The 26,118-nt window shown below is 64.3% G+C and carries 26 protein-coding genes, 1 tRNA gene and 1 pseudogene (1 of these 28 only partly in view); 16 read left to right on the forward strand and 12 right to left on the reverse strand.

Annotated features, from left to right (window positions below; genetic code table 11):
- Nucleotides 1-107: 107 nt before the first annotated feature.
- Both EGH24_RS08935 and EGH24_RS08940 read right to left on the reverse strand, forming a co-directional pair.
- Nucleotides 108-851, reverse strand: coding sequence for a DNA polymerase sliding clamp (locus tag EGH24_RS08935; protein ID WP_142979804.1), 744 nt, complete (start codon nucleotides 849-851; stop codon nucleotides 108-110).
- Between the two features lie 171 nt (nucleotides 852-1,022).
- Nucleotides 1,023-2,396: a phosphoglucomutase/phosphomannomutase family protein gene (locus EGH24_RS08940; RefSeq protein ID WP_142979805.1), complete on the reverse strand. Its 1,374-nt coding sequence runs from the start codon at nucleotides 2,394-2,396 to the stop codon at nucleotides 1,023-1,025.
- Between the two features lie 119 nt (nucleotides 2,397-2,515).
- Between EGH24_RS08940 and EGH24_RS08945 the strand changes: the two genes are divergently transcribed.
- Together EGH24_RS08945 and EGH24_RS08950 are read left to right on the forward strand one after the other, a co-directional pair.
- Nucleotides 2,516-3,928 carry a metallophosphoesterase gene (locus tag EGH24_RS08945; protein ID WP_142979806.1) on the forward strand — a complete coding sequence of 471 codons (1,413 nt, stop codon included), beginning with the start codon at nucleotides 2,516-2,518 and terminating at the stop codon, nucleotides 3,926-3,928.
- A 61-nt stretch (nucleotides 3,929-3,989) separates the two neighbouring features.
- A complete protein-coding gene (locus EGH24_RS08950; RefSeq protein WP_142979807.1) occupies nucleotides 3,990-4,385 on the forward strand; it encodes a DUF4260 domain-containing protein in 396 nt (131 codons plus the stop codon).
- Between the two features lie 21 nt (nucleotides 4,386-4,406).
- Here EGH24_RS08950 and infB read toward each other — a convergent pair whose 3' ends face one another.
- Complete coding sequence (infB, locus tag EGH24_RS08955) at nucleotides 4,407-6,194, reverse strand: translation initiation factor IF-2 (protein WP_142979808.1); 1,788 nt, start codon at nucleotides 6,192-6,194, stop codon at nucleotides 4,407-4,409.
- A gap of 131 nt (nucleotides 6,195-6,325) precedes the next feature.
- Here infB and EGH24_RS08960 point away from each other — a divergent pair, with 131 nt between their 5' ends.
- Nucleotides 6,326-6,571 (forward strand): PRC-barrel domain-containing protein, encoded by a 246-nt coding sequence (locus EGH24_RS08960; RefSeq protein WP_142979809.1) that lies wholly within the window; start codon nucleotides 6,326-6,328, stop codon nucleotides 6,569-6,571.
- Nucleotides 6,572-6,575: 4 nt separating this feature from the next.
- Nucleotides 6,576-7,034 carry an NOB1 family endonuclease gene (locus EGH24_RS08965; protein ID WP_142979810.1) on the forward strand — a complete coding sequence of 153 codons (459 nt, stop codon included), beginning with the start codon at nucleotides 6,576-6,578 and terminating at the stop codon, nucleotides 7,032-7,034.
- A 66-nt stretch (nucleotides 7,035-7,100) separates the two neighbouring features.
- Here EGH24_RS08965 and EGH24_RS08970 read toward each other — a convergent pair whose 3' ends face one another.
- Nucleotides 7,101-7,904 (reverse strand): CPBP family intramembrane glutamic endopeptidase, encoded by an 804-nt coding sequence (locus EGH24_RS08970; RefSeq protein WP_142979811.1) that lies wholly within the window; start codon nucleotides 7,902-7,904, stop codon nucleotides 7,101-7,103.
- 72 nt (nucleotides 7,905-7,976) lie between these two features.
- Complete coding sequence (locus EGH24_RS08975) at nucleotides 7,977-9,269, reverse strand: glucose-6-phosphate isomerase (protein ID WP_142979812.1); 1,293 nt, start codon at nucleotides 9,267-9,269, stop codon at nucleotides 7,977-7,979.
- Nucleotides 9,270-9,347: 78 nt separating this feature from the next.
- On the opposite strand from EGH24_RS08975, the gene EGH24_RS08980 reads away from it, so the two are divergent.
- From EGH24_RS08980 to EGH24_RS09000, 5 genes are all read left to right on the forward strand, one after another.
- On the forward strand, nucleotides 9,348-9,998 hold the full coding sequence (locus EGH24_RS08980) for a cyclase family protein (protein WP_142979813.1): 651 nt from the start codon (nucleotides 9,348-9,350) through the stop codon (nucleotides 9,996-9,998).
- Between the two features lie 74 nt (nucleotides 9,999-10,072).
- Nucleotides 10,073-10,609: a hypothetical protein gene (locus tag EGH24_RS08985; protein ID WP_142979814.1), complete on the forward strand. Its 537-nt coding sequence runs from the start codon at nucleotides 10,073-10,075 to the stop codon at nucleotides 10,607-10,609.
- 52 nt (nucleotides 10,610-10,661) lie between these two features.
- Nucleotides 10,662-11,150 carry a DUF5812 family protein gene (locus EGH24_RS08990; RefSeq protein WP_142979815.1) on the forward strand — a complete coding sequence of 163 codons (489 nt, stop codon included), beginning with the start codon at nucleotides 10,662-10,664 and terminating at the stop codon, nucleotides 11,148-11,150.
- A gap of 81 nt (nucleotides 11,151-11,231) precedes the next feature.
- A complete protein-coding gene (gene secF, locus EGH24_RS08995; RefSeq protein WP_142979816.1) occupies nucleotides 11,232-12,122 on the forward strand; it encodes a protein translocase subunit SecF in 891 nt (296 codons plus the stop codon).
- Nucleotides 12,122-13,687 carry a preprotein translocase subunit SecD gene (locus EGH24_RS09000; protein ID WP_142979925.1) on the forward strand — a complete coding sequence of 522 codons (1,566 nt, stop codon included), beginning with the start codon at nucleotides 12,122-12,124 and terminating at the stop codon, nucleotides 13,685-13,687. Before secF ends, EGH24_RS09000 begins: the two co-directional genes overlap by 1 nt.
- Nucleotides 13,688-13,718: 31 nt before the next feature.
- Here EGH24_RS09000 and rnhB read toward each other — a convergent pair whose 3' ends face one another.
- Nucleotides 13,719-14,378 (reverse strand): ribonuclease HII, encoded by a 660-nt coding sequence (gene rnhB, locus EGH24_RS09005; protein WP_142979817.1) that lies wholly within the window; start codon nucleotides 14,376-14,378, stop codon nucleotides 13,719-13,721.
- 6 nt (nucleotides 14,379-14,384) lie between these two features.
- Nucleotides 14,385-15,683 (reverse strand): tRNA pseudouridine(54/55) synthase Pus10, encoded by a 1,299-nt coding sequence (locus EGH24_RS09010; RefSeq protein WP_142979818.1) that lies wholly within the window; start codon nucleotides 15,681-15,683, stop codon nucleotides 14,385-14,387.
- A 145-nt stretch (nucleotides 15,684-15,828) separates the two neighbouring features.
- Here EGH24_RS09010 and EGH24_RS09015 point away from each other — a divergent pair, with 145 nt between their 5' ends.
- Genes EGH24_RS09015 through EGH24_RS09025 form a run of 3 tightly spaced genes read left to right on the forward strand, consistent with a single transcriptional unit; the run spans nucleotide 15,829 to nucleotide 18,073 of the window.
- Nucleotides 15,829-16,230 (forward strand): ArsR/SmtB family transcription factor, encoded by a 402-nt coding sequence (locus tag EGH24_RS09015; protein ID WP_142979819.1) that lies wholly within the window; start codon nucleotides 15,829-15,831, stop codon nucleotides 16,228-16,230.
- Nucleotides 16,227-17,267 carry an ABC transporter ATP-binding protein gene (locus tag EGH24_RS09020; RefSeq protein WP_142979820.1) on the forward strand — a complete coding sequence of 347 codons (1,041 nt, stop codon included), beginning with the start codon at nucleotides 16,227-16,229 and terminating at the stop codon, nucleotides 17,265-17,267. Before EGH24_RS09015 ends, EGH24_RS09020 begins: the two co-directional genes overlap by 4 nt.
- Nucleotides 17,264-18,073, forward strand: a complete 810-nt coding sequence (locus EGH24_RS09025; protein WP_142979821.1) for an ABC transporter permease — start codon at nucleotides 17,264-17,266, stop codon at nucleotides 18,071-18,073. Before EGH24_RS09020 ends, EGH24_RS09025 begins: the two co-directional genes overlap by 4 nt.
- A 9-nt stretch (nucleotides 18,074-18,082) precedes the next feature.
- Here EGH24_RS09025 and EGH24_RS09030 read toward each other — a convergent pair whose 3' ends face one another.
- Nucleotides 18,083-19,609, reverse strand: a complete 1,527-nt coding sequence (locus tag EGH24_RS09030) for a globin-coupled sensor protein (protein ID WP_142979822.1) — start codon at nucleotides 19,607-19,609, stop codon at nucleotides 18,083-18,085.
- 259 nt (nucleotides 19,610-19,868) lie between these two features.
- Between EGH24_RS09030 and trmY the strand changes: the two genes are divergently transcribed.
- Complete coding sequence (trmY, locus tag EGH24_RS09035; protein WP_142979823.1) at nucleotides 19,869-20,462, forward strand: tRNA (pseudouridine(54)-N(1))-methyltransferase TrmY; 594 nt, start codon at nucleotides 19,869-19,871, stop codon at nucleotides 20,460-20,462.
- A gap of 50 nt (nucleotides 20,463-20,512) precedes the next feature.
- A tRNA-Pro gene (locus EGH24_RS09040) sits at nucleotides 20,513-20,585 on the forward strand.
- A 182-nt stretch (nucleotides 20,586-20,767) separates the two neighbouring features.
- Here EGH24_RS09040 and EGH24_RS09045 read toward each other — a convergent pair.
- Nucleotides 20,768-21,595: a DUF7504 family protein gene (locus EGH24_RS09045; protein WP_142979824.1), complete on the reverse strand. Its 828-nt coding sequence runs from the start codon at nucleotides 21,593-21,595 to the stop codon at nucleotides 20,768-20,770.
- 235 nt (nucleotides 21,596-21,830) lie between these two features.
- On the opposite strand from EGH24_RS09045, the gene dnaG reads away from it, so the two are divergent.
- Nucleotides 21,831-23,318: a DNA primase DnaG gene (gene dnaG / locus EGH24_RS09050; RefSeq protein ID WP_142979825.1), complete on the forward strand. Its 1,488-nt coding sequence runs from the start codon at nucleotides 21,831-21,833 to the stop codon at nucleotides 23,316-23,318.
- Here dnaG and EGH24_RS09055 read toward each other — a convergent pair.
- Nucleotides 23,315-23,800 carry a GNAT family N-acetyltransferase gene (locus EGH24_RS09055; RefSeq protein WP_142979826.1) on the reverse strand — a complete coding sequence of 162 codons (486 nt, stop codon included), beginning with the start codon at nucleotides 23,798-23,800 and terminating at the stop codon, nucleotides 23,315-23,317. The two genes, dnaG and EGH24_RS09055, sit on opposite strands and share 4 nt — an antisense overlap.
- Entirely contained in the window at nucleotides 23,800-25,122 is a 1,323-nt protein-coding gene (locus EGH24_RS09060) for a DUF92 domain-containing protein (protein ID WP_142979827.1), read from the reverse strand. The genes EGH24_RS09055 and EGH24_RS09060 overlap by 1 nt, the downstream gene beginning before the upstream one ends.
- A 106-nt stretch (nucleotides 25,123-25,228) precedes the next feature.
- Between EGH24_RS09060 and EGH24_RS09065 the strand changes: the two are divergent.
- Nucleotides 25,229-25,843 (forward strand): annotated as a pseudogene (locus EGH24_RS09065) (undecaprenyl diphosphate synthase family protein).
- 14 nt (nucleotides 25,844-25,857) lie between these two features.
- On the opposite strand, the gene uppS reads toward EGH24_RS09065, so the two are convergent.
- Nucleotides 25,858-26,118, reverse strand: partial view of a polyprenyl diphosphate synthase gene (gene uppS, locus EGH24_RS09070; RefSeq protein ID WP_142979828.1) — the final stretch only. The gene runs 711 nt beyond the window's last position; the window shows 261 of its 972 coding nt (coding positions 712-972); its start codon lies off the right edge, out of view; its stop codon occupies nucleotides 25,858-25,860.

Below are 26,118 nucleotides of genomic sequence, written 5' to 3' on the forward strand. Positions count from 1 at the left end.
GACTGCGGTCACGAGCGAAACACGAGACGCGAGACGCGAAACACGAAACACGGGGTCGGCAGCTCGTCGACAACGAAACGGGAGTAAAAAACGGCGCGTGAGTGGTGTTATTCGCTCTGGATCCGCGGGGCGAGCATGTAGGTGACCTGCCCGAGGCCNTCGGCGANNTCGNAGTGGAGNTTNACGGGGAACTCCTCGCCGAGNTCCNNNGTNACCTCNGNNNCGNNNGGGATCGCCTTGTTCATNTCCTTCAGGTAGTCGAGNGAGAACAGCGAGTCGGCTTCGCCGGGCGTCAGATCGATCAGGTCCTCGCGGTCGAGTTTCAGGTCCACGTCGTCGGTGTCGCCCTCGGCTTCGATGTAGAATGCTTCCTCGTCGGCGTCGACGCGGAGGGCGATGTGGTCGCTGACCATGTCGGCAGCGGTGATCCCGCGGCTGAGCTGGCTGCCCTCAAGCACGATTTCCGCCGAGAGGTCGAGATCCGGGATATCAGGCTCTTGGCGGATCGAGTCGGGGTCGATCAGCGCGAGCGTGTAGGAGAGACCATCGATCTGGANGTGGAGCTTNCGNGTCTCCTCGTCGAGTTCGAGCTGAACGAGCTGGCCGGCGTCGGCCATACCGACGAACTCCTCCAGCCGGGAGAGGTTCACGCCGATGACGCCGCCGTCCGTCTCGTAGGACTCGAACGCGGCCGCGGAAAGCGAGAGATCGACCATACCGACGTTCGCCGGGTCGACGGCCCGGATAGCGAGGCCGTCGTCCTCGAGCCGAATCTTGCACTCGTCGACCAGCACGCTCACGGAGTCGAGCGCGTCCNNGAGCGTNTCNGCNCTCACGATNGCCTTGAACATGATTCGGGGTACGAAAGCCCGGATAAAAAGACACCCGGTTTCCCTGAATATCGGCGGGAAATACGGCTCTTCGCGCGCTCGCCTCCCGCCATCTGTATCGAGCGCAACGTCGCTACGCAGGCGGTGGGAAAACAACAGTGAGCCAGTGCGAAAACGGGAGTCGACGTGACCTCAGACGAGCGGTTCGACGAGCGCGACGCCCTCGTCGAGCAGCGTCTGTAGTCGCTCGTCGCTGCCGGCCTCACCGTAGACCCGCAGTTTCGGCTCAGTGCCACTTGGACGGATCAAGAGCCACGAGCCGTCCTCAAGCAGGAGTTTGAAGCCGTCGAGCGTGACGGTGTTGGCGACCGCGCTGCCGGCGACCGACTCCGGAATGTGGTCGTCGAGATCCGACAGCACGCGCTCCTTCTCGCTGTCCGGACAGTCGACGCTGCGTTTGCTGGCGTGGATCTCACCGAACTCCTCCAGCAGGGCGTCAACACGGTCGTCGAGCGGCTTGGCGGCGGTGACCGCGCCGGCCAGCAGGGCCATCAGGACGCCGTCTTTCTCGCGGATGTGGCCGCGGATCGAGAAGCCACCCGACTCCTCGCCGCCGATCAGCGCGTCGGACTCGCCCATCGCTTTGCCGACCCACTTGAAGCCGACGGGCACCTCGATGACTTCCTCACCGTTGGCTTCGGCGATGCGGTCAATGAGGAACGTCGTCGACACCGACCGCACGGCGGGACCGGAGTCGGATTCGAGCAGGTAGTCGTAGACGGCGGCGAAAAACAGGTTCTCGTCGAGGTAGCCGCGCTCAGGAGTGGTGATAGCGATCCGGTCGGCGTCGCCGTCGTTGGCGATGCCGAGGTCGGCGTCGTGTTCCTCGACCGCGTCCGCGAGCGGCTGGAGGTTGCTCGGACTCGGTTCGGGTTCGCCGCCGCCGAACGTCGGGTCCTTCTCACAGCGGCGACGGATGACTTCCGCGCCAGCCGACTCAAGGAGGGCGTCGGTGACGCCTTGGCCGCTGCCGTACAGCGCGTCGTAGACGATGGTGAGATCTGAGAGGTCTTCGCCGACGAGGTCGGTCGCGTGCTCGGCGTGGTCCGGGATCGGATCCACGTCGCGGATCTCGCCCCACTCGTCTTCCGGCAGGAGATCGGGTTCGGCGAGGTTGGCCTCGATCTTTTCGGTGCGCTCCGGTAGGGCGGGCGCGCCGTCCTCGGGGATGAACTTCACGCCGTTGTACTCCGGCGGATTGTGCGAGGCCGTCACCATCAGCGCACACGACAGGCCGCGGTTGACGATGGCGTAGGCGATGACGGGCGTCGGGCAGTCCCGCTCGGGGAGAAGCACGTCGAACCCGTGGCCAGCGAGGATCTCCGCGAGGCTTTCCGCAAAGCCGGGGGAGGTTTCGCGGGCGTCGTAGCCGACGATCACGGGGTCGGTGTATCCCTCGTCTTCGAGATACGTTGCGACCGCTTCGCCAACGATCCGGACGCGTTCGTCGGTGAAGATATCGAGGGTGGCGCGCCACCCGTCGGTGCCGAAGGCAATCTTGTCCATACCATTGCTGCAACCGGGACCGTCAAAAAGATGTGAGGTGTCGGAAGGTTGCAATCCGGCTGGCGCGACGACCCGGTATCGCCACCGGATTTATCCCGCCGATGCCCCTTTGGCACCCAATGACCGATGACGACCCGAGCGACGGCGGCAACGCCGACCCGAACGACGGCGGCGACGCCGACCGGGTCTACTACGTCATCAGCGACCTCCACATCGGCGGCGACGAGCAGCTGGAGGAAGTCGAGTTCCTCGACGAACTCCTCGGCTTTCTCGAACGGCTCGAAACAACGGACGAAAACGCCGAACTCGTCATCAACGGCGACGCCTTCGGTCTCTGGGAGTTCACCACCGTCGAGGGGCTCGAAAAATTCGACATGCTGGAGGAGATCTATCCAGAACTCTTCGCCCAACTCGAAGCGACCGGCGAGAACATCGATATTACCCTGCTGCCGGGCAACCACGACCACGAGTTGGCGGCCTACGACGAGTACGTCGAGCGGTTCGCCGCCTACAACGTGGAGTTGATACAGGAGATCTCGATCGAACGCCGGGTCGGCGATCACGTGATCCACTTCGAGCACGGGAACCAACAGGACCCGAACAACCGCATCGAAGACTGGGGGAACCCGCATGCGACGCCGTTGGGGTACTACTACAACACCCTCGTCACCAGCCGGGCGGGCAAGCTCTCGGATCGCGGCCGGTACAACTGGCTGAAGGATGTACAGGCGGTGACGCCGACCGAGCGGATGCCGGTCTGGCTCATCTCGAAGTACTTCTACCGGGAGATGAACCCCGCACTGCGGTACTCGCTGGTGCCGTTCCTCCTGCTGTTCAACATCAGCGCGGTGTTGGCGGTCCTCGCCGGCCTCGATATCGTCGGGATCTGGTCGCTACCGGTCGATCGCACCGAGGCCTTCTTGGGGCAGTTCGGCGCGGCGGGAACGGCCGCGTGGCTGCTGCTGTCGATCAACGTCGCCGTCACGGGGCTGTTGTTACTGCTCGGGATTCCACTGTACTTCTTCCGGCGGGACGCTCGCCAGACGATCAACCGCTTCGGCGTCTTCGAAACCGAACTGACCGTCGATCCCGCCGGTCCCTACGAGGAGTACGCCAGCGACCTCTTCGCCGACGACCCCGAGAAAACGGTCTTCTGTTACGGCCACACCCACCGACCGTCGCTGCGGCGGGTCGACGGCGGCCTCGTCGTCAACACCGGCACATGGCTCAAGCGACTTCACCGCCGTAACGGGATTATCGGGATCCTCCCGCCGGTGTTTTATCCCTCCTACCAACTGCCCGCTGTGCGGATCGCCGCCGCCGATGCCGACGAGGGCGACGACACAGACGGCGTCGCCGTCGAGTACGAATCGGTCACGAAACCGAGTCCGGCCACCGAGGAGCTGACCTACACCGAGCGGCTGTTCACCGTCGGCCGCGAGCCCGAGGGCGATCTCCCGGATCGACATGCCGTCCCGCCCGCAACCGATTCGGCTGCAAGCGGACGCGACGAAACCGACGCCGAGTCGTAACGAGCGGTGGGCCGAATCGCTAATCGCTTACTTTTTCAAGCGGTCCGTCTGGAAACTCCGTATGACTCCACAGAGATTCCTGCGCGCCGAGGGGTTCGCCGTGCTGGTGGTTGTCCTCGGAAGCTACGCCAGCCTCGATGGCTCGCTGTGGCTGCTGGCGATCGGCGCGCTCCTGCCCGATGTGTCGATGCTCGGCTACCTCGCCGGGCGACGGATCGGGAGTCGCTGTTACAACATCGTCCACACCTACACGCTCCCGCTCGCAGTCGGGGGAGTCGGCCTCTGGGTCGATATTCGACCGGCCGTCCTCGTCGCGCTGATCTGGGCCGGCCACATCGGTGCCGACCGCTTCCTCGGCTACGGACTGAAGTACGACACCGGATTCACCGATACCCACCTCGCAACCCAGCCCGCGCCGATAGCAGCCTTGAGAGACGACAAAGAAAGACGAGACTGATCCAGTAGATTCCGACGACAGCTATTTGCCCCAGAACGGATCGCGCTTCCGCCGCTTGTTGAGATACCCAGAGAGGGCTTCCAGTTCGTCGGCCGGGATCTCCTCGTTGAGTTCCTGTTCGAGGATCTTCGCGTGCTTTTCGGGGACTTCGATCCAGAGTTCGTCGCCCTCCTCGATCTGCCGGCCGACCGTCGGGCCGTCGATGGCGACGCTGACGCGCTCGCCGGCGCGGGCCTCTTCCACGTCGTCGCCTTGGGCCTGGATCCCGGAGAGTTCGCCGACGCGGTTGGGTTCGTTGTTCTCGAATTTGGCGACGTTGCTGTTGTTGGTCACGGTGCCGGACATAATCTCGACGCCGACGACCGCCGGGTCCGATTGCCGGAAGGTGTGATCGTCGAGGATCTGGAACCGCGCGGGCCGGACGATCTTATCGAGGATCGTCTCCTGTTGGGCCTGCTGCATCGTCTCGACGTGCTCCTCGTAGTCCTCGACGAGTTGGTAGATCACGTCGTCGTGGAACAGCGTCACCTCGCTCTGTTCGAGTTCGCGCTCGGCATCCGGCAACACGTCGACGTTGAAGCCGAGGATGACGGTGTGTTCGGGTTCGCGGGCCGTGCCGGCGACGGCGATATCGCGGGGGGCCACGTCGCCGACCTCCGCCCGCAGGATCGGCACCTCGGCTTCCTGCAACGCGTTGGCCATCGCTTCGAGACTGCCGAGCGTGTCCGCTTTGACGACGACGCCNTNCTCCTCNGTNTCGACNTCGATCTNNGNGAGNTCCGCCTCCACCTCGCCGATGACCTCGTCGACGGTGCGGTCGCGGACGACGCGCACCGGAGCGCCGGCCATCGCGTCGTCGAGGCNCGGCGCGGCGATCTTGANNCCCGNCGCNGCGGCGACCGACTCNACCCGCTCGAAGCGGTTTTCGACCCGGATCTCGGCGTTGGGCTGCGGTTGGAGCAGTGCGCGAATCTCGGTAACGATGGGGTCGTTGACCCCGCCGACGACGATCTGATCGCCCTCGCGGATCGTCCCGTCGTAGACGACGACGTCCAGCGTCGCGCCGAAGCCCTGTTCGTCTTTGACCTCCAGTACCGTGCCCTCGCCCGGCCCTTCCACGTCGATCTCCATTTCGGCCTTCATGAACCGCTGGGAGAGGCCCATCAGCACCGCGAGAACGTCGGGGACGCCCTCGCCAGTGAGGGCCGAACAGGGGACGACGCCGATGTTCTTCTGGAAGTTTTGGACGCGCCAGTAGAGATCCGCCGAGAATCCGTCGTCGGAGAGTTGGCCGATGATCTCATAGAGGTTCTCGTCGAGTCGCTTTCGGGCGGCGTCGCTTTGGCCGTCGTAGCTGGGTTTGATCGGCGAGTTTTCCGTTGGGTTCCANCCNGGCNNCGTNTCNNCCTTGTTCGCGGCGACGACGAACGGCGTCTGCGTCCGCTGGAGGATGTCGAGCGCCTCGATCGTCTGCGGCTGGAAGCCGTCGTTCACGTCGACGACGAGCACGGCGATGTCGGCGAGCGCACCGCCGCGGGCGCGCAGCGTCGAGAAGGAGTGGTGTCCGGGCGTGTCGATGAACAGCAGCCCGGGNAGGTCGAAGTCNNCNNNGTNGACNAGNNNNCCGGCCATNTCNNCGATGGTNTCCAGCGGGACGGCCGTCGCGCCGATGTGNTGGGTGATNGCNCCNGCNTCGCCGTCGCTGACCGCCGAGCCACGGATCTTATCCAGCAGACTGGTCTTGCCGTGGTCGACGTGACCGAGGACAGCGACGATGGGGGTTCGCAGTGAGGGGTCGTGATCGGACATGCATAGAACTCCGGAGACCGCGTTATCGGTGACAACGTGCCATCGGAGTTAAGGCTTTCAACTTCGCCGTCGTCGGCCGTCCGTCGGACGCGCCCGTGGCGTTTATGTGAGTGCAACCGCCTATCGAAGGCATGGTTGACATACTCGCTGAAAACCTCTCCGGGAAAGCCGTGATGGGGGACGACGGGACGGAGCTCGGCGACCTCTACAACATCACGATGGATATGAAAACGGGCAGCCTCAATCGGCTGTTGGTCACACCGAACGAGGGCATCACACCGCAGAAGGCGGGGTTCGATGCCGACGACGCCGGGCGACTCCAAGTCCCAGTCAGCGCCGTTCAGGCCGTCAAAGACTACATCGTTGTTTCTCGGTAACGATATGCAGATTCTCGACACGTCGGCGTTTATCAACGAGTATCACACTGACGAGGAAACCGCCTCGGTCCCGCAGGTCCACGAGGAATTGGAAGGCGAACACGCCTTCCGCTTCGATGCCGAGGAGGGCGCGGGCATGCACATCCACATCCCCTCCGAAGAAACGGTCGAAAAGATCAATCGGGCCGCCGCCGAAACCGGCGACGCCGACGAACTCTCCGAAACCGATCTCGTCCTCGTCGCCGCCGCCTTCGAACTCGACGGCACCTTAGTCACCGACGACTACGCGATGCAGAACGTCGCCGATCGCCTCAACGTCAACGTCCAAGTCATCGCCCAAGACGGCATCACCGAACAGCGGGACTGGCAGTTCCAGTGTCAGGGCTGTGGCCGCACCTACGACGACAAACTCGACCGGTGTCGGATCTGCGGCAGCGACCTGAAACGCAAAAACCCCAACTGAGAGCGTCGCTAGCGGTTGTTACTGTTTGTTGCTGACGACAGCAGCTTCGCTCAGTCACATCGCGGCTCAGAGAACACCGATCTCACGCAGATAGAGCCCACCGAAGATGACTGCGTTGTTGACGCCGTGGACAACTGCGGGAACGACGATGTTGTCCGTTCGCTCGTAGAGATAGCCCAACAGCACGCCGAGGATCGTGGCGATCACGACCGCCGAGAGCACCGCCGCGCGACCACCGCTGACTGCCGGCGCGTGGACGGCTCCGAACAACACCGTCGCTGCGAGGATCGACGGCCACGCGCCCCACGAGTCCCGGAGCCGCCCCTGCACGGCCCCACGAAACAGGAGTTCCTCGGCCGGCCCGACGAGGAGAATCGAAATGAGGACCATCACCAGAAAGTAGGTCGGATCGCCCGCGCCGGCGGCGACGGCGGCGTTCGTCCCGCTGTCGAAGCCGAGGCGGCTGAAGAGCCCGCTGATCCCGTAGTTGGCCGCCACGAGCGTGACGATACCGCCGCCGATCAGCGCGGCCGCACGGCGGTCGGGGACGACCGCCCGGAGCAACCCCTCGCGGACGAAGCGGTCGTACCAAATGACGACGACGATGAGCCCGACGAACTGGATCGCCGTCCGGAGGATGCCGGTGTCGTTGTCGGTGCCGGGAATAACATCAAGGCCGCTGACAGCCGGATCGAGCGCGGTGACGGCAATGCTCGCAAACAGGTACGCACCGAGTAAGACCCCGACTGCCTCGGCGAGATGGCCGAGTTGCGGCCCGCGGTCGTCAGTCGCGTCTCTCGCCTCAGCAGCGTCGGTCGCCTCAGTCGCAGCGGCTGCCGATTCCGCCGACGAGTCGCTATCGGGGACCATTACCTACCGAAACGTGAGCCGGCGGCGTGTTAGTGACATCGATTCGATTCCAGCAGGGAACGTTCGAGCGGATTATTCGATGGTGTACGTTCGCTTGTCGGCGACCGCGTCGGCTTCCTCGAAGTCGCCACCGCCGAGCAGCCCGCGGGCGGCCTTCTTGCCCCACTCGACGGCCGGCTGCGTAAACGTCGACAGGCCGGCGAGTTCGCCGTACATCACGGTCGCGGCCTCCATCGCGTACAGGAGTTCGCCGATGCCTTCGGCGTCGACGGCGTCGATCTCGATGCGGACGTTCGGTCGGCCCTCGGTGGCAAGGCTAGCTTCGGTCGCCTCGAATTCCGCGTCGAGTAGTTCGCCGAGGCCAGAGCCGCCAAGATACGAGAGGCCCTCAAGATCGGTTTCAGGGATGTCGATATCCTCGCGCTCGCGTGGCCGCACGAGCGTGACGAGCTTATCGCGGGGGCCGGCCCGGTAGAGTTGGAGTTGAGAGTGCTGGTCGGTCGCACCGAGTGCGCGCGCCGGCGTCTGGCCGACCTGTTCCTTGCCGAGACTTTCGGCCCACAGTTGCGCGAACCACTCGGCGAAATATTCGAGTGACTCGGCATACGGCATCATCGCGTTGGTCAGCGCGCCGCGCTCCGCGAGAGCGTAGCAGACCGCACCGTAGGCGTAGGCCGGCGAGTCGTACAGCGAGCCCGACAGCGAATCCATCTCGGTTTGCGCGCCGGCGACGACGCCCTCGATATCGAGGCCCTGCAGCGCGCCGCAGGCCAGTCCAACCGTCGAGAGCGCGGAGAAGCGGCCCGGCACGCCTTCGGGGACTTTGAGCGACGGGAGGTCGTGTTTGTCGGCGAGGTTTCTGAGGTTGCCGTCGTCGCCAGTCGTCACGAAAGTCTGCTCGGTCCAATCGACGCCAGCATCGTCCATCGCCTCGCGGACGACAAGGAAGTTCGAGAGCGTTTCCGCAGTCGTGCCTGACCGGGAGACGACGTTGACGACAGTGTCGTCAAGCGGGAGCGAATCGAGAAGTTCGGCGGTATCCTCGGGATCGACGTTATCGAGGAAATGGGCCTCCACGTCGGTCTGGTCCGACAGTGCGGCGGAGATGGTCGCCGCGCCGAGCGCGCTGCCGCCGATGCCGACCGTCAGGACGGCTTCGGGCGTGCCGAACGGCTCGACCGCCGCGCGGATCTCGTCGGTATCGACCGTCTCAGGGAGGTTGAGCGCGGCGTAGCCGTGTTCGTCGTCCGCGCGACCCTGCTCGATGCGCTCGTGGGCGATCCCCACCCGTTCGTCGAGGTGATCAAGGGTGTCTTCGGTGAGGCCGGGACTGCCGCCGAGTGCATTGCCGATATCCAGATACATACTTGTGTCCGCGTCCGGCGGCGGTAAAGTCGTTGTTGTGGTCACAGCCTCTTTGCCCGGTCGCAGTGAGGCTAACCCATGCTCGACCACGTTGATCTCACCCACCCAATCGAGGATGGAATGCAGACCTATCCCGGCGATCCAGCAGTCAGCCGGACCGCCCACGCGACCCACGCCGACGACGGCTACCACGTCGAATCCCTCTCGTGCGGCAGCCACACCGGCACCCACATCGACGCGCCACTCCACACCGAACCTGACGGCGACCCACTGTCAGCGTTCTCGCTCGATCGCTTCGTCTTCGACGCGGTCCGCATCGACTGCCGAGACTGCGAAGCCCGCGAGCCGCTCGACCCGAAACGACTCCCCGCAGACGACGTGCTGGCCGACGCCGACATGGCTGTCTTCTGGACTGGCTGGGATGCCTACTGGAACACCGAGCAGTATCTCGACCACCCCTACGTTGCACCCGAAATGGCGGCCCGCTGTGCCGACTACGGACTGGCGGTCGGCATCGACGCGCTGAGCCCCGATCCGACGCCAAGTGAGCAGGCCAACGACGACGAGCCGACCGACTTTGCGGCGCATCACGCGCTGCTCGGCAACGACTGCCTGATCGTCGAGAACCTGACCAATCTCGGGAGCGTTGGCGAGCGGTTCGAACTGCGCGCGTACCCGCTCGCGCTCGGCGGCGACGGCGCGCCGGTGCGGGCCGTTGGGATCGACTGAGTGAGGTCACCAGCGGGCGGCCGCGAGCGGTCGATCCCGCGACGTTTAATTTCGCGGCGACCCTACCGCCGTCAATGGCTGAGGCCTACCGCGGCGTCATCGGCGCGTTTCCCTACGCCTTCCGGCACGGCGACTCGCTGTTCTTCCGACTCTACGTCGTCATCGGCACGCTCGCCGCCGCCTTCGTCGGCGGGCTGTTCACCTTCGCACTGATCGTCTGGATCGGCGAAACAGCGTCGGCTCCGGGTGGCTCGCTGACGCTCTCACGGACCTTCATCGCTGTTCTCGGGCTGTTCGCCGCCGGGCCGCTGCTCGCGCCGACGCTGCTGGTCGCCCGCAAGCATCGCAAGGGACTCTCGTATCACCCACGCTACGACACGATCATGGCCGCCCTCGGCTTCGCCTTCCTGCTGTCGCTGTACCTCGCAGCGATCATCTCGATGCCGGAGTCGTTCACCCTCGACGGCGAAACCGTCACGCGCCCGCCGCCGTCGGGGCTCTTCGCGCCGATCATCGCCGTGCTGTACGCCATCCCGCAGGTCGGCGCGCTCGCGCCGCCGGCCGGCTCGATGGGGCTGATCGCCGCCGCGCATTATCTGCTGTCGCGGTAATCGGCGAGCACGTCCCGAAACCCCGAAACCGTCGTCGCTGCTACAGTTACCCATGAGCGAATCGGACGAGCCAGCCGAAGCCAAGGAGAGTACGTTTCTCGTCACCCACGCCGACGACGACTCGGCCGTCCTCAAGGACGTCCACGACGGGCAGGTCCACACCCTCGCCGACAACCCCGGCGTCGAGGTCGACGACGCCGTCGAGGGAACGGTCGCGCCCGACCCGCCGATGGAGGTCTCGTGGCAACTCACCGAGATCGACGACCGACGGTCGCTGTCGATCGAGGAAAGCGAGGAACCGCCGACCGCACGCGAACAGGAGCTCGCTGCCGACCAGCCCGTCGGCGAGTTGACCAAAGAACCGCGGGCCGGCACCGGCGAACTCCACGTGATTACCGTCCCCGACGACGAGACCGACGACGCCGTCGACGACGTACTCGACGACCGGGAAGCGACGCTGTCGCGGGCCGCCCGGCTCGGTGTCAATCGCGTCGAGGTTCGCTCGGCCCCGGGCGTCGTGAGCGTGCGATATCTGCCATAGCGGGGCTGCAGCCGCCGTTCGACCGTGGGGTCGGTTCCGCGATATGAGAAGGCTTATTCAACCCCCAAAACCACCGACAGTATGGCGCAGCTTTCGGTACCGACGGTTGACTACACCGAGTACTCGAACCGCCAACTGGTGGCGATCCCGTTGGCGTTACTCGCGGTCGCACTGCTCGTGATCGGTGGCTGGTATCTCGCTACCGGCGCGCCGGCGAACCTCGGCTTGGAGTTCGTCGGCGGCTCGGAACTCCGCATCGACGACCCCGGCGGCAACGCCGAACAACAGATCGAAGCCGCGTTCAGCGCGGAACCGGAGTCGATCCGGCAGATCGCTGCCGACGACACCTACATCGTTAGCTTCTCACAGGGCGTCGTCGACACGGCGGATGGCGAAACCCAACTCACGGTCTTAGAGGAACAGGCCGAAGCCGCCGGCTTTTCCATTCAGTCCAGCTCCTCTGTCTCAGCGAGCTTCGGATCGAACACCCAGACCATCGCCCTCGGCGGCGTTATCGTCGCCTTCCTCGGCATGAGTCTGCTGGTCTTTGCGATGTTCCGCAGCGTTGTTCCCTCGATCGCCGTCATCGCATCGGCCTTTTCCGACGTGATGCTTCCGTTGGCGATGATGAACCTGCTGGGTATCAATCTCTCACTGGGGACGGTCGCCGCGCTGCTCATGCTGATCGGTTACAGTGTTGACTCCGACATCCTGCTGAACAACAGCGTGCTTCGGGAGTCCGGCGACTTCTACGAGTCGACGAGCCGGGCGATGCGGACCGGGGTGACGATGACGCTGACCTCGATCGCGGCGATGGCCGTGATGACCGTCTCGGCGTTTGCCTTCGGCATCCAGATCATGACCGCTATCGGCATCATCCTCGTCATCGGCCTGCTGGCCGATCTGATGAACACCTACCTGCTGAACGTGAGCCTGCTTCGCTGGCACGTTAACCGAGGGGTCAAACGATGATCGGCAAACTCAAATCCAACTGGCGGCTGGTCGCGCTGTGTGTCATTCTGGTAGCCTCGCTGTTCGTGCTGTTCTCGCCGACGATGGCTCCCGAAACGAACGTCGGCGGCGAGGGCCAAACCGCCAGCCAAGGCATCACCAATCTCCAGTACGGGCTTGATCTGGCCGGCGGGACGCGTATCCGCGCGCCACTGACCGGAATGACTGCCGAGACCGTCGAACTCGGTGACGATAGCGGCTCCGACGTCCAGACTGCTGTCGCCGACGCGCTCCCCGACACAGAAGTCACAGATGTCTACGTCCGCCGCGGCACCACCAACGGGCCGACGATCGAAGTCGTCGATCCCGAGGTGAGCGAATCAGAGTTCGGCGACGCCCTCAACGCGGCTGGCTACGAGTACGGAACGATCCGTGATGGCGTGACACAGGAGACCCGCGACGAGGCGATTAACGTCATCGAGAGCAAGGTCAATCAGGCCGGACTCTCCGGGGCTAGTGTCCAACAAGTCACTGACGGTACCGGCTTCTTCATCCTCGTCGAAGTCCCCGGACAGGACCGCTCTGACGTGATCGATCTAATCGAGGACCGCGGGACCGTTCGGATCGACATCTACCACCAGAACGACGCCGGCGAGTACGTCACCCGGGAGTCGGTGCTGACGCAGGACGACTTCGCCACCATCGGTGGGGCCCAACAGGCCGACGCCCGCCAGCCCGACCGCGTGCCGGTGACGATACGGCAGAACAACAACATCGCCGAGAACTTCCAGACGGCGGTTGTCGAGACCGGCGTCGCCCAACAGGGTGGCTCCGAGTGTCGCTACGAGGATAACCCCCAGAACACGGATGCGTGTCTCCAACTCGTCGTCGACGGCGAGATCATCAACTCCTTCGGGATGAACCGGGAGCTCGCGGCCAGTATGCGGAACGGACAGTGGGCCCGCGATCCGAGCTTCGTCCTGACGACGACCTCCTTCGAGGAGGCCCAACAGATCGCCATCAACCTCCGCGCTGGCGCGCTGCCGGCCGAGCTCGCGCTCGATCAGGGAACGACCTCGTTCATCTCGCCGACGCAGGGTGAGAGCTTCCGAACGGACTCGCTGATCATCGGCATCCTCGCTATTCTCACGGTCTCGGGGGTCGTCTTCGCCCGCTACCGCGAGACGCAAGTCGCCCTGCCGATGATCCTAACGGCGTTCTCCGAGGTATTGATCCTGCTTGGCTTCGCCGCCTATCTCGGCTACCCGCTGGATCTCTCAGTCGTGGCGAGCTTCATCGCGGTGCTCGGGACTGGGGTCGACGACCTCGTGATCATCGCCGACGGGGTGATGGCCGAGGGCGACGTCTCCAGCAATCGTGTCTTCAGCTCGCGGTTCAAGAAGGCGTTCTGGGTGATCGGCGNCGCNGCCGCNACGACGATCATCGCNATGNNNCCGCTGGCGGTGCTCTCGCTTGGCGACCTCCGTGGGTTCGCCATCTTCACGATCCTCGGCGTGCTGGTCGGTGTCTTCGTCACCCGACCCGCCTACGGTGACATCCTGCGGAACCTGCTGACGAAACGCTAACGCGCTGGCACCGTCGCCGTCGCGTCCTTTTTCAAAAGTCGTCAAGTCCGGACTGCTCGGCAGCGGTCAGTAACTCCTCGCAGGTCGACCACGAGCGACGGGCACAGGGCGGCACCTCGCCGGTTGCGTCGACATAGGCGGCCAGAAACTCACGGGTCGTCGGATCGCTCGGGTAGCCGCTGCCGATGTCGGCGTCGTACTCCTCGTCGAGGGCGGCGATCCGGCTGTCGCGTTCGACTTTGGCGACAACGCTGGCGGCTCCCGCAAGTCGGTTCGACTCGTCAGCCCCGTGTTCGGCTGTCACGTCGATGTCGATACCGCTCTTGGCGACACCGTCGGCAACGCGGCGGGCGAACCGCGATTCCGACACGTCGCCAGCGTCGACGATGGCGTGGTCACCATCCTCGGCAACGTCGCTGAGGGCTCGCACCTGTGCAGCCACGGTTAGGCTGTTCATATCCGTCTCAGGGTCGTCGATTTCGTCGGTCGTGACGACGCCGACCCCGACAGCGACCGCTGGCGACTCGCGGAGTTGCGTCGCTATCGACTCGCGTGTCGATTCGCTGAGTCGCTTGGAATCATCGATGCCGTCGGGCAGATCGGCCTCGTCGGCGCGAACCGCCGCAGCGACCATTGGACCCAAGACCGGCCCTTTGCCAGCTTCGTCGACGCCGATCTGATACGTTGCCATGGATCGCTACTCGTCGGTATCGTCGTCGATGAAAAATTCCTCGCGCTCGAAGGGTTCCGCGGTGCCTTCGACAGCGAGTACGTCGAGTGCGGTCACAGTTGCGTCAACGCCGAGCAGGCCTGCGAGACTCGGTTCCGTTCGGCCTTCGTCGCTGGAGATGAGTTCCTTGATGTAGAGGCCGCCCTCGCCGTGGATTTCGACCGTCGCGTGGCGGGCGTCTTCGTGTTCCGCGCTGGCCGACAGCACGTCGCGGGTGCGGGTCTTGCTCGCGCGCCGGTGGTCGACGCGCTGTGGGGTGTCCTGTTCGATGGTCGCACCGTCGATCTCGCTGATTGCGTCGGCAAGATCAGATTCGCCCACGTCGGCGTCGAACTCGACGGCGGCGCGATACGTTTTCGAGGCGTCGAGTTCCTTGACGCGTTCGACCATTTCGTAGTCGGCCAGCCGCAGGCCCTCGACTTCGACTTTGCCGTCGGCGAAGGCGTTGATGTCGCCCTCCAGTCGCCCGACATCGATCCGGCGGCGGTGGGGCTCTTCGACTTCGATCACGAACGGTCGCCCCGTGCCGAGCATTTTGGCGTCGACGTCCTCCCGACCCGCGCCGTGGAACGTCGCCTCGACGCCGTCCATCACGTCTTCGACGACGGGTGCGGTCAACTGCTCGACGCTTTCAGGATAGAGATAGCCCTCGCCGTCGCAGTGCTCGCAGGGCTGGCCACCCTGTCGCCCGCTGCCGTGACACTCTCGGCAGGGCCACTCAGTCTGTGGGATGTCGCGTTCGAGCTTGCGGTACCGGCCGTAGACGAACGCCGAATTGAGTTTCACGTCAACGCTGTCGGCGGCGAGATCAAGGGTAAACTGCACGTCCGGGCGGCCGAAGTCGACCTCGGTGTCAGTCAGCCGACCAATGCGTTTGCCGACCTCGCGGTTGAAATTCGATTTGAACAGCTCGCCGGCGTCGGGATCAAGGCTGGCGTCCTCACGGAGCAGGCGGTCGTTTTCCTCGATCAGCGGCGGCGTGCGCGTGCCGACCTGATAGGTGTCGAACTCGGGATCGCCGAGGGCCTCGACGGCGCGCTCGGCCCATTCGTCGAAGCGGCCGCAAGCCCCGTCACAGACCCAGCAGTCGTCAGGATCGACGGCCTCGTAGGGCTCGTCGTCAGCGAGCGCGACGGCGACGCGCAGCCCCTCGCCACGATCGGCGTTCGAGAGCCCGAAGCTCCGGTCGGCGAAGACCCGACCCAGACAGCTATCGCAGACCGGGCCGGCGTCGATGACGGCACGGGCCTCGGCAAGGAAGTCCATACAGGAGGAGGTGGCGGCGGCGATAATTGTCTTGCCCTTCGTTTCCTTGCTTTTGTATCGCCTGACACTGCCGTGGTGACGACCCACACACCGGCGCGCGACCACGCAGTATTTACGCCGTTCGCCCATATCGAAAGTATCCAATATGACTGAGTCTGCCGAGTCGACTGCGGAGCTACCGGACTCCTTGCACCGACTCTACGACGACCCTGCCGACGCCGCAACGACGCTCCGCGAGCGCGCTGGCGACGACAGCGTAGCCGAGCAGGTCGGCTGTCTCTTCGCGGCCCTCTCGAACCCCCAGCGGTTGCGGTTGCTCTGGGCGTTACGGGACGGCGAGTGCTGTGTCTGTGAACTCCAGACCGCTCTCGACGCCCCCCAATCGACAGTCGCCTCACACCTCCGGTGTCTGACCGAGGCCGGCCTCGTCAGTACCCGCAAAGACGGAAAATGGAGCTACTACCGGGCGACCGATCCAGCCGTATTCGAGTTGATCGACGACGCGATGGCAGTGGCCGACACGCAGGACACGGAGGGTGAGAAATGAGTCAGCCGCCTGCCCTCGATATCGAGAACCTCCGCAAGGAGTACAACGACGTGACTGCCCTCGACGGCGTTTCGCTGACCGTCCCCGAAGGCAGTTTCTTCGGCCTGCTCGGTCCCAACGGCGCGGGCAAAACGACATTCATCAATATTCTCGTCGGCCTCGTCCGGAAATCCGGTGGCACCGCTCGCGTCTTCGGCCACGACGTGGAGGACGACTACCGGGAGACGCGCAACGCCATCGGACTCGCACCACAGGAGTTCAACGTCGACCGCTTCTTCCCGATCCGTGAAGTCCTCGAGCATAAGGCCGGCTACCACGGCGTTCCGGCCAGCGAGGCCGCCGACCGCGCCGACGAAGTGCTCAAACAGGTCGGCATCTACGACAAACGCGACACCCGCTTCGACTGGCTCTCCGGCGGGATGAAACGCCGGTTCCTGCTCGCGCGGGCACTCATCACCGATCCTGACCTCCTGATTCTCGACGAACCCACGGCCGGTGTCGACGTGCAACTCCGGCGCGACCTCTGGGAACTCGTCACCAAACTCAACGACCAAGGGAAAACGATCCTGCTGACGACCCACTATATCGAGGAGGCCGAACGGCTCTGTGACGAGGTGGCAATCCTCGACTCCGGGCAGGTTCGGACGGTCGCCACGCCGGCTGAACTGAAGGATCGTGGCACGGATCGCATCGTCGTCGAACTCCGCTCGCCGCCAACAACGCTGCCCGATCTGCTGGCGGACGACGAGCGCGTCGAGGCAGTCGATCTCGACGGCCACCAACTCACTGTCACCGCACGCAAGGGTGGACTGGTCGCCCCGCAGCTCGTCCGCGAACTCGACCGCGAGGGGATCGAGATCGTCGATCTCGAAATTACCCGGACCTCCCTTGAGGAGATCTTCGTCGAGATGACCAGCAGCGACGAGACTGGCAATGCGGGCGACGGTGACGACGCTGCCGACAGCGACGACGACACGGAAGATGACGACCGCTCACGGCACGAACAACAGGTCGCCCCCGACGGAGGGCAACAATGAGCGTCGTCGACCGCGCGGCCGCCGCCGCGGGCGTCCCGACCGGCTTTTACACCTTAGTCAAACGCGAGGTCCTGCGGTACGTCCGCCGGCCGAAAAACACCTTCATCCCGCCGTTCATCACGAACGTCCTGTACTTCTCGGTGTTCGGGGTCATCCTCGGCGACCGCGTTGGCACCATTATCGGCGTTCCCTACATCCTGTTCATCCTGCCGGGGCTGGTCGTCCTCGGCGCGGTCTCGAACGCCTTCGAGAACGGCTCGTTTTCGATCTTCCACGGCCGATGGAACGAGTACATCGACGAGACGCTGACCTCGCCGCTGTCGTACACACAGATGGTCTGGGCGTACCTGCTGGCCTCGGCGTTGCGCGGCGTGTTGGTCGGGACGCTCATCGCGGTGCTCGGGTTTGGTATTATTAGCGGCCTCTACCAGCCGGTGCCGGTCGAACAGCCGCTCTATCTCGTCGCGTTCATCCTCGTGATCTCGCTGCTGTTTGCGAGTCTCGGGATCGTCGGCGGCCTGCTGGCCGAGGATTTCGACGACCTGACGATGATGAATCAGTTCCTGCTGCGGCCGCTGGTGTTCTTCGGCGCGGTTTTCTACTCGCTGGGAGACCTGCCGCCGCTGCTTCAGGATATCTCGCTACTGAATCCGATGGTCTACATGGTCAACGGGGTTCGCTACGGCTTCCTCGGCGTCGCCGAGGTCGACCCACAGTTCTCGCTGGCCGTGCTGACGGCCGGGACAGTTGCGGTCACGCTGGGGAACGTCTGGCTTTTCAAACGCGGCTACGGCCTGACTGACTGAGCGGGTTCGTCACTCGCTCGTTAATCGGCTCACGGCATCGGAGACATCTTCGATGGTCGAGGCCTGCTGCTCGTTGGCGGCGGCGATCCGCTCGACCTCTTCAGCGACGGTGTCGGCCTGTTCGACGAGTTCGTCGAGCATGCTAGCGACCTCCTCGGAGCTGGCGGCCTGTTCGTCGGTCGCATCCGAGACCTCGCGGATGCCGTCGGCTGTCTCCTCCACGGCCTCGGTGATGTCGTTGAGTAGCTCCATCGCCTCGGCGACGCGTTCGACGCCGCGGTCGATCTGTTCGGTCGTCTCCTCCAGGCTTTCGACCGTTTGGTCGGTGTCCTTTTCGATCGCCGTGACGAGATTCTCGATCTCTTGGGCGCGCTCTTGGGAGTCGGTCGCCAGCGATTTGACCTCGTCGGCGACGACGGCAAACCCTTCGCCGGCCTCGCCCGCCCGTGCCGCCTCAATCGAGGCGTTGAGCGCGAGGATGTTGGTCTGTTCGGCGATATCGTTGATGACCTCGACGACGGAGTTGATCTCGCTGACGCGGGCCTGGAGTTCGTCCACGTCGGTCGAAACCTCATCGACGGCCTCGCCAACGTCGTCCATCACGCCCATCGCGTCGTCGGCGGCGGCTTGGCCGTCCTCGGCGAGTTCGCGGGCGCGTTCGCTGTTGTTCTCGACCTCGTCGGCCGAGGAGGCGATCTCTTCGACGGTCGCGCTCATGTTGGAGACCTCGCTGGCGATCGAGTGGATGCGGTTGGACTGCTCGCCGGTCAGCTCGGAGATGTCTTGAGCGGACTGAGAGACCTCGGCGGATGACCGTTTGAGGTCGGCCATTGGCTCATCGAGGTCGCGTTCGACCTCGCGGGCCAACTGCTCGCGCTGCTCGATTTCTTGCTCCAGTTTCTGGCTGTAGGAGTGAATGTAGGTGTCGGCGACGACCTGCATATCGAGGTTGATGATCCGGAGAACAGCCATCATATCCGCCCGGAGTTCGGTGATCTCTTCCTCGGCGATCGCGGCAACGTCGTCGCCGGTGCTGTCAGCGTCGACAGCTTCCCGCAGGCGGTCGGTCAGCCGGTCGGTCACCTGCTCGGTGAGGATCGGGAGAATGAGGTCGTAGTAAACGCCGTACTGGCCGATGTAGTGTTTCATCGGCATCTCCAGAATGTCGTGAATCTTGCCGATCCGGGCCCGATGTTTGAAATACTCGTAGTCGTACTCGCCGCTGGCCAGCGTAGCGAAGTACGCCATCTGGGTCTGCCGCAACTGGTCGACACCCTTCGGCGAGCGGCCGATCACCTCGACGGTCTGGTCGTACTGCGTGAGGTTCTCGTAGAACAGGTCGGCGATCTCTTCGGTGTGCGCCTCGAACAGCGGCCGGAGATCGGCCAGCCGCTCGGCGTCGTCCGCGTCGAAATCGATGAAGTCCTTCCGCCACTCGATCTCCTGTCTGTCGAGGTCGATCTCGCGCATGAGCGACTCGATATCGACCTGATCGTTGAGGCCCCCTTGCCCGAACATCTCGGCATACTGAGTCATGCGTTCGAAATTCGGCGTGCATATATAAACCGACACCGGCGAGATTCAGGTTTGATACCACCAGCAACGGGCGGTGAGTGCTGCCGATTCGTTTGGCGTCAAATCGCTGAATTAGCAGTGATTATCGTTATTGTGACCGATATTTGAGAATATGGCCAGTTTTGGCCGGATTTGGGGTAAAAGTCACCACAGAATCACGTTCTCCCGGTTGTAGATCCGAGTAGTCGAACCTAAACCCGTTCGCTGCCGACGCAACGGTATGCGTCAGTTCATTGTACTCGGTCACGACGCACCGACGACAGCCGACTTCTCGCTGGATGACCTCTCGGGAGCCGGCCGGCTCGACGTGTTGTGTCGGTGTGTCGGCGCGGCGGTGTTCCTCTCGCATGGCATCCGCAAGGACGTACGGATCCATCTCGTATTGGGCGATGAGTACACCCTCCGGTTCGACAGCGACACGCTCCGGCGGCTCTACCCCGACGAGCGAACCATCGCCGCTCGGATTCGGGACGCACTCGACCAACGCGAGGACGCCATCGGCCACATGGCCGCGGAGGTATCGCCGGGGATGGAACTCTACCGCCTCGGCTTCGAGGCGACGCTTGACGACGTTGCCAGCAAGGGGACGGTCGTCCAACTACACGCCGAGGGAACGCCGCTACCGGAGGCGTCGCTACCGAGCGATCCTGTCTTCGTGCTTTCGGATCACCAGGATTTCACCGACCGCGAGGCCGACCTACTGGCCGAACAGGCCGAGCAGCGACTCCGCGTTGGCCCCGAGACGCTTCACGCCGATCAGACGATCACCGTCGCTCACAACTGGCTGGATACCGCGGGCTATACCGAGTACTGAATCGAGTCGATCACAACCGTTAAATTCGGCCGCGGCGTGCCGATGAGTGCGGGCCGGTGGGGTAGCTTGGTATCCTTCGGCCTTCGGGTGGCCGTAACCACGATTCAAATTCGTGCCGGCCCATTTCTACCCACCGTTCACCACCGCCGAGCTGCTGCGGCACGCAGTGCCGCAAGCGAGGCACCACGAACGGTGGGTTGTATGAAACACACACAATTTGAATCAGGGAGTGACCAGCGGGGACGACCGTGATTCAAATTCGTGCCGGCTGATTCTACCTGAGAGCGACCAGAAATGCCGCGGACTCACTCGGTATCCGAGATGAAGTTCGTCTCGGTGGCGGTGATCGAGAGATCGAAGGTGTCGTTGATAAGCGAGATCGTCGAGGGGTCAACCGAGTCGGGATCGAGCGTGTAGTAGGCGATCGCGTCGACGGTTTTGAACTGATTCGTCAGGATTTGGAGGAACTTGAACGTCGGTTTCTCGCCGAACTTGCTGATGATTTCCGAGAGGATGTCGAACTCGACGACGATCTGGCCTTCAGAGTTGCCGTGGTCCTCAAGCACCCGCGAGATGGTTTTCCCGAGCGTCGAGAGCCCGAGTTTCTTGCTCAGTTTGACGATCTCGATGGGGACATCCGAGATGTCCAACCCCTTGATGTCCTCAGCGGGGTCGTCCTTCGTCGTCAACACGACTGTCAGCGCGGGCCAGCTACCGAGTTCCTCACGGAGCATCCGGAGCCGCGCGGCCGGGTTCGTCGTGATCAGGATGACGATGTCGCCGGCCGCGAGGAAATGCATCCGGGCGTTGTTGAGCCCGGGGCTGTTTTTCGGAGCCTTGACGAGAATGTTCCCCGAGCGGTCGATCTCCTCGGCGACGTGGCTGCCGGACTGGACGAACTGTTCTTCGTGTTCGAACAAGTGGTCCTTGAAGTGCTGGATCGTTTTGTCCTCGTCGTAGCTGATCTCGGAGCGGTCGCAGTAGGGACACTCCCAGCTAACGCCGGGATCCTCGTGGGAGAGGTATTGCTGAGAGTGTTCGAAAAGATGGGATTTGATGACTTCGGCCATCGAATCCCGATTGGCCCCCCAAACAGTGTAGTTGGCTTCCCGAGATCGCCACCGATAGACCATGAGTGAGTATCCCCTTGTGCAGTAAATAAGTCTGGGGATAGCAGCCAATCGGGCGCGGCAACGCCAGAAGACTGAGCAATCCAACACAGCACCGCCGGCGGACCGACCGATCCGACACGGCACCGCCGACAGCGACCCACGACCGACGACAGCTATTTCCGAGCGTAGCCCTTATAAACAGCAGTCGCAGTTACGAACCGCCGCTCGAATCCGAATCCCGAGGAAAAGAGCCACAATGGAAGACACGACCAAATACCTGATTCACGCTCAGATCGCCGCCAACGGCGTCGTCGAGCGCAACGACGTCGTTGGCGCGGTCTTCGGCCAGACGGAGGGCTTGCTGGGCGATGAGTTGGATCTCCGCGATCTCCAGGAGTCCTCGAAGGTCGGCCGGATCGACGTGGAGATCAGCTCCGAAAACGGCCAATCGTTCGGCGAGATCACCATCGCCACCAGCCTCGATAAGGCCGAAACCGCGATCCTCGGGGCGTCGCTGGAAACCATCGAGCGCATCGGCCCCTGCCGGGCCGACATCGAGATCAGCGAGATCGAGGACATCCGCGCGGCCAAACGCCGGGCAGTCGTCGACCGCGCAAAGGAGTTGCTGGCGACGGCCTTCGACGAGACCAGCGTCTCCAGTGCGGACCTCGTCGAGGACGTCCGAGAATCCGTCCGAGTCGAGGACATCGTCGAGTACGAGGGCCTCCCCGCGGGGCCGAGCGTCGCCACCTCCGACGCCGTCATCGTCGTCGAGGGGCGGGCCGACGTGCTCCAACTCCTCCAGTACGGTATCAAAAACGCCATCGCTGTCGAGGGGACCGACGTGCCCGACGCTGTCGCCGACCTGACGAACGAACGAACGACGACCGTCTTCGTCGACGGCGACCGCGGCGGCGAGTTGATCCTGCGGGAACTCCTGCAGGTCGGCGACGTCGATTTCGTCGCCTTCGCGCCGAACGGCCGCTCGGTTGAGGATCTCTCGCGGACCGATGTCATCGAAACCCTCAGACAGAAAGTCGCCGCCGACCGGCTCAAGGATGTCCAGAACGTCCGCGAGGCGATGGCGGGCATCGTCGGTGACAGCGAGCCGCCGATGACGCCCGACTCGGCGGAGGGCGCGGGTGCCGATGCCGACACGGAGGTCGAAGTCGTCCCGACCAGTTCGCCGGCCTCCTCGCCGTCGCCGCCGTCGGCAGCCAACGATCCGGTCGCACCGACTGACTCGCCGTCGGTGCCGGAGCCACCCGATCCGCTCGGCGACGACGGAGGCACCGAAGCGACTACGGATGCCGAGACACCAGCGACGCCGGACGATAACCCGGCGGAAGCGGACGGCAGCGAAACCAACGACAAAGCAACAGCCGACGAGAGCGACGAGGGTGATGACCCCAACTCGGAGACAGCAGAGCCAGCGACACTCCGAAGCCACGTCGACGACATCATCGGCGACGGCAGCGGGACCGCTCGGCTGCTCGATGCAGCGTTCGAGCCGCTCGCCGACACCGACCTCGACGGCCTCATCGATGCCATCGAGGCGTCCGACGAGCCGTACTCGCTGGTGCTCGACGGCGAGCTCAGCCAGCGTATCCTCGATGTGGCCGCCCAGCATGGGGTCGACCACATCGTCGCCCGCAGCACCGGCGAATTCGTCAAGAAGCCGGTCGGCACGCGAGTGCTGACGGCCGACGAACTGGAGCCACCGGAAGCCGAAGTCGGACTCTAATCGGGGTCGTACCGAAGTGTGAGGCCGTCGCTGGTCTCGAACTGGTCGTCAGAGTGCGCGATTTCTGTGAAGCCGACACGCTCGTAGAGCTGCCGCGCGGCGTCGTTGTCGGCAGCGACGTGGACCGTCAGCGGCGAGGGGGTGCGGGCGATAACTTTCTCCAAAAGAGCTTGTCCACGCCCCGCCCGGCGGTGATCGGGGTTGACGACGAGTTCAGCGATGTGGGTTCCAGAACCCCCGACAGCCAACACGTAGCCGACTGCCGTATCTCGCTCGTCGACCGTGACTAACAGCGTGAACGCCGCAGTCGTCGTAAGCGGGATTTCGACACCGAGTGAGGTCGTTGCTGCTTGCGCGTCTCGTGGACCCTCATCGGGGATCGCCGCCGACAACAACGCCGGAGTGGGCTCCGGGAGCAACGACTGCAAGCGATGCAGCCGGTCGGCATCACTCGCCCGCGCCGGACGGATCGTCGAGTCCATCAGAGGAAAACAGCGGCGAGGACGACGCTCGTCAGGCCGCCGGTGAGCGTCGCAAAGAAGTTGATCGACTGATTGCCGAAGCGGTCACCCTCGACAGTCGCGCCAAGCAGGCTATCAGTTGTAATGCCAGCGAACCCACCGACAGCGACGAGTGCGCCGCCGACGACAGCGGAGCCGAGCGGTAACGCGACCGCCGAGAGGCCGCCGACCAGCCCGACACCCGCGAGGCCGGCGAGTTCGCCCTGCCACGTGATCGCGCCGTCGGTACCGGGCTCGACGGGTTCAAGCGTCGTGATCAACCGCGGATTATCGTAGAGACAGCCCACTTCGCTCGACAGCGTATCACCGAGCGCGGTCGCCAACGAGCCGGCGAAAACGAACGGCAGTGCCAGCGAGACGACGGCCGCGGGGTCGACCTGTTCGGCGGCCGCAAGCGCGATGACTGCAATGAGGGCGACGCCAGCGTTGGCGAGAACGTTGCCGGTGCCGCGCGCGCCGTCGTTGTCCTCGGCGACGCCGCGGGCCTGCTTGGCCTCATACCGGAACTTCGAGGCCAACCCGCCGATAGCGAAAAAGGCGATCAAAACGGCGAACCAGCCGAACCCGCCGAGGACGATCGTCAACACGCCGAGCAAAACGCCGGTCAACATACCCGATACGTCGGCCGTGCCGAGCCCATACGAGATGCCGCCGAGACCGGCAGTCACGGCCAACGCGGCGATCAGATCCGGCGTCGGCACCGGCCCGATGAGCGCGGCGATGAGCCAGATGACCAGCCCGACCGACAGCACGACCAGCGGGTCGTCCCGCTCGTAGAGCAATTCGCGGAGCAGCGCGGCGATCAGCGTCCCGACGATCGCAAGGAAGATCATCGCCGACCAGTTGACGACCGCGTTCTCGTAGACGATGACGACGTATTGGCCGGCGACGGCCGCGGGGACGGCAGCGGCACCGAAGCCGGCGACCGCGAAGAACGGCTCGCTGGTCGACGTCCGAATCGCCTCAGTCCCGAGGTTGCCGAAGCCGAGGATGAGCAGCGCGGCGACGAAGATATCGACCGGCAGGGCCGCCCGCGGCAACGCCAACAGCAACGCGAGAGCGGCAGCGGCGAACCCAAAACCGGCCAGGCCGTTGAGCCGGCCGTCCCGTCGGTCGCCGGGGCGAGCGAACAGCTCGAAGAGGGGGCCGTCGTCGACGAGAAACGCCGCGGCGACAGCGATCGCGGCGAAGGGAACCGCCGTCGCCGCCCCGAGTACCGGCGCGGCCAGCGCGAGCGTCGCAACGGCCGCAAACGCCCCTGCCCGTCGGAGCCGTCGAGTCACACCACGGGGTTCCCCTGACGGCCACTTAACCCTCCCGACAAGGGCATCACCGTGGGAGTCGGTCACAGCGGCCACTCCGCCGGAGTTTTTGTCCCGGCATACCGAGATGCCGACAGTGCTCTACGAGGCCTATCTCTCCGTTCGGCTTCGCCGGCAATCGAACCCCCCGCCGGAGCACGTCGCCGTCGTCATCACCGAACGCGACCTGCTCGAACAGGGGGCCTACGAGACGCTGCAGGACTTCTTCGAATGGGCCGTCGAGTACGGGGCCGAGCGGATCACCGTCTCCGTGAGCGTGCTTGATGAGGCCGTCATTCCGACGCTCAGTCGTGAACTAACGGCGTTGGAAACGCCGCTGCCGCTTGCGGTGCGGCGGCCCGGCGACACCGAATCCGCCGACGCGCCGATCCAAGTGAGCATCGGCCTCGGCGGCAAACGTGAGTTCGCCGAAACCGTCCGCCAGTTGGCCGAAGCCGTCGACGACAGTGATATCGAACCTGATGAGATCGAAGCCGACGACATCGACAGCCGACTGGTGTTCCNCGACGNGCCNGACCTNNTCATCAAGACCGGCGCCGAACGGCTCTCGGATTTCATGATCTGGCAGTCCGTCTACTCGGAGCTCTACTTCACGGACGTGAACTGGCGGGACTTCCGGAANCGGGACTACCTNCGCGCNCTNCNGGANTANNNGGATCGTCAGCGACGGTTCGGGAAATAGCGTCAATTCGACAGCTAATCTGCCGGTTCGAGCGTCGCGTCCGAGCCGGTCGACTCCGAGCCACCGTCAGCCGGGGTCGCCGTCTCAAGCTCCTCGGCGACCGCCCGGCGGCCGGATTGCGGTAGCTTCCCGCGAAGGCGACTCACCAGTTCGCTGGCCTCTGTGAGTTCGAGGCTGCCGACCGCTCCGGCGAGGGCGACGGCGCGGTCGATCTTACTCTGTTGCCACGACTCCTCGCGGGCCTCGTAGGTGCGNATNNCNCGCAGGAANTCGAC

This window comes from Halonotius terrestris (assembly GCF_006861665.1).
Lineage (GTDB): Archaea > Halobacteriota > Halobacteria > Halobacteriales > Haloferacaceae > Halonotius > Halonotius terrestris.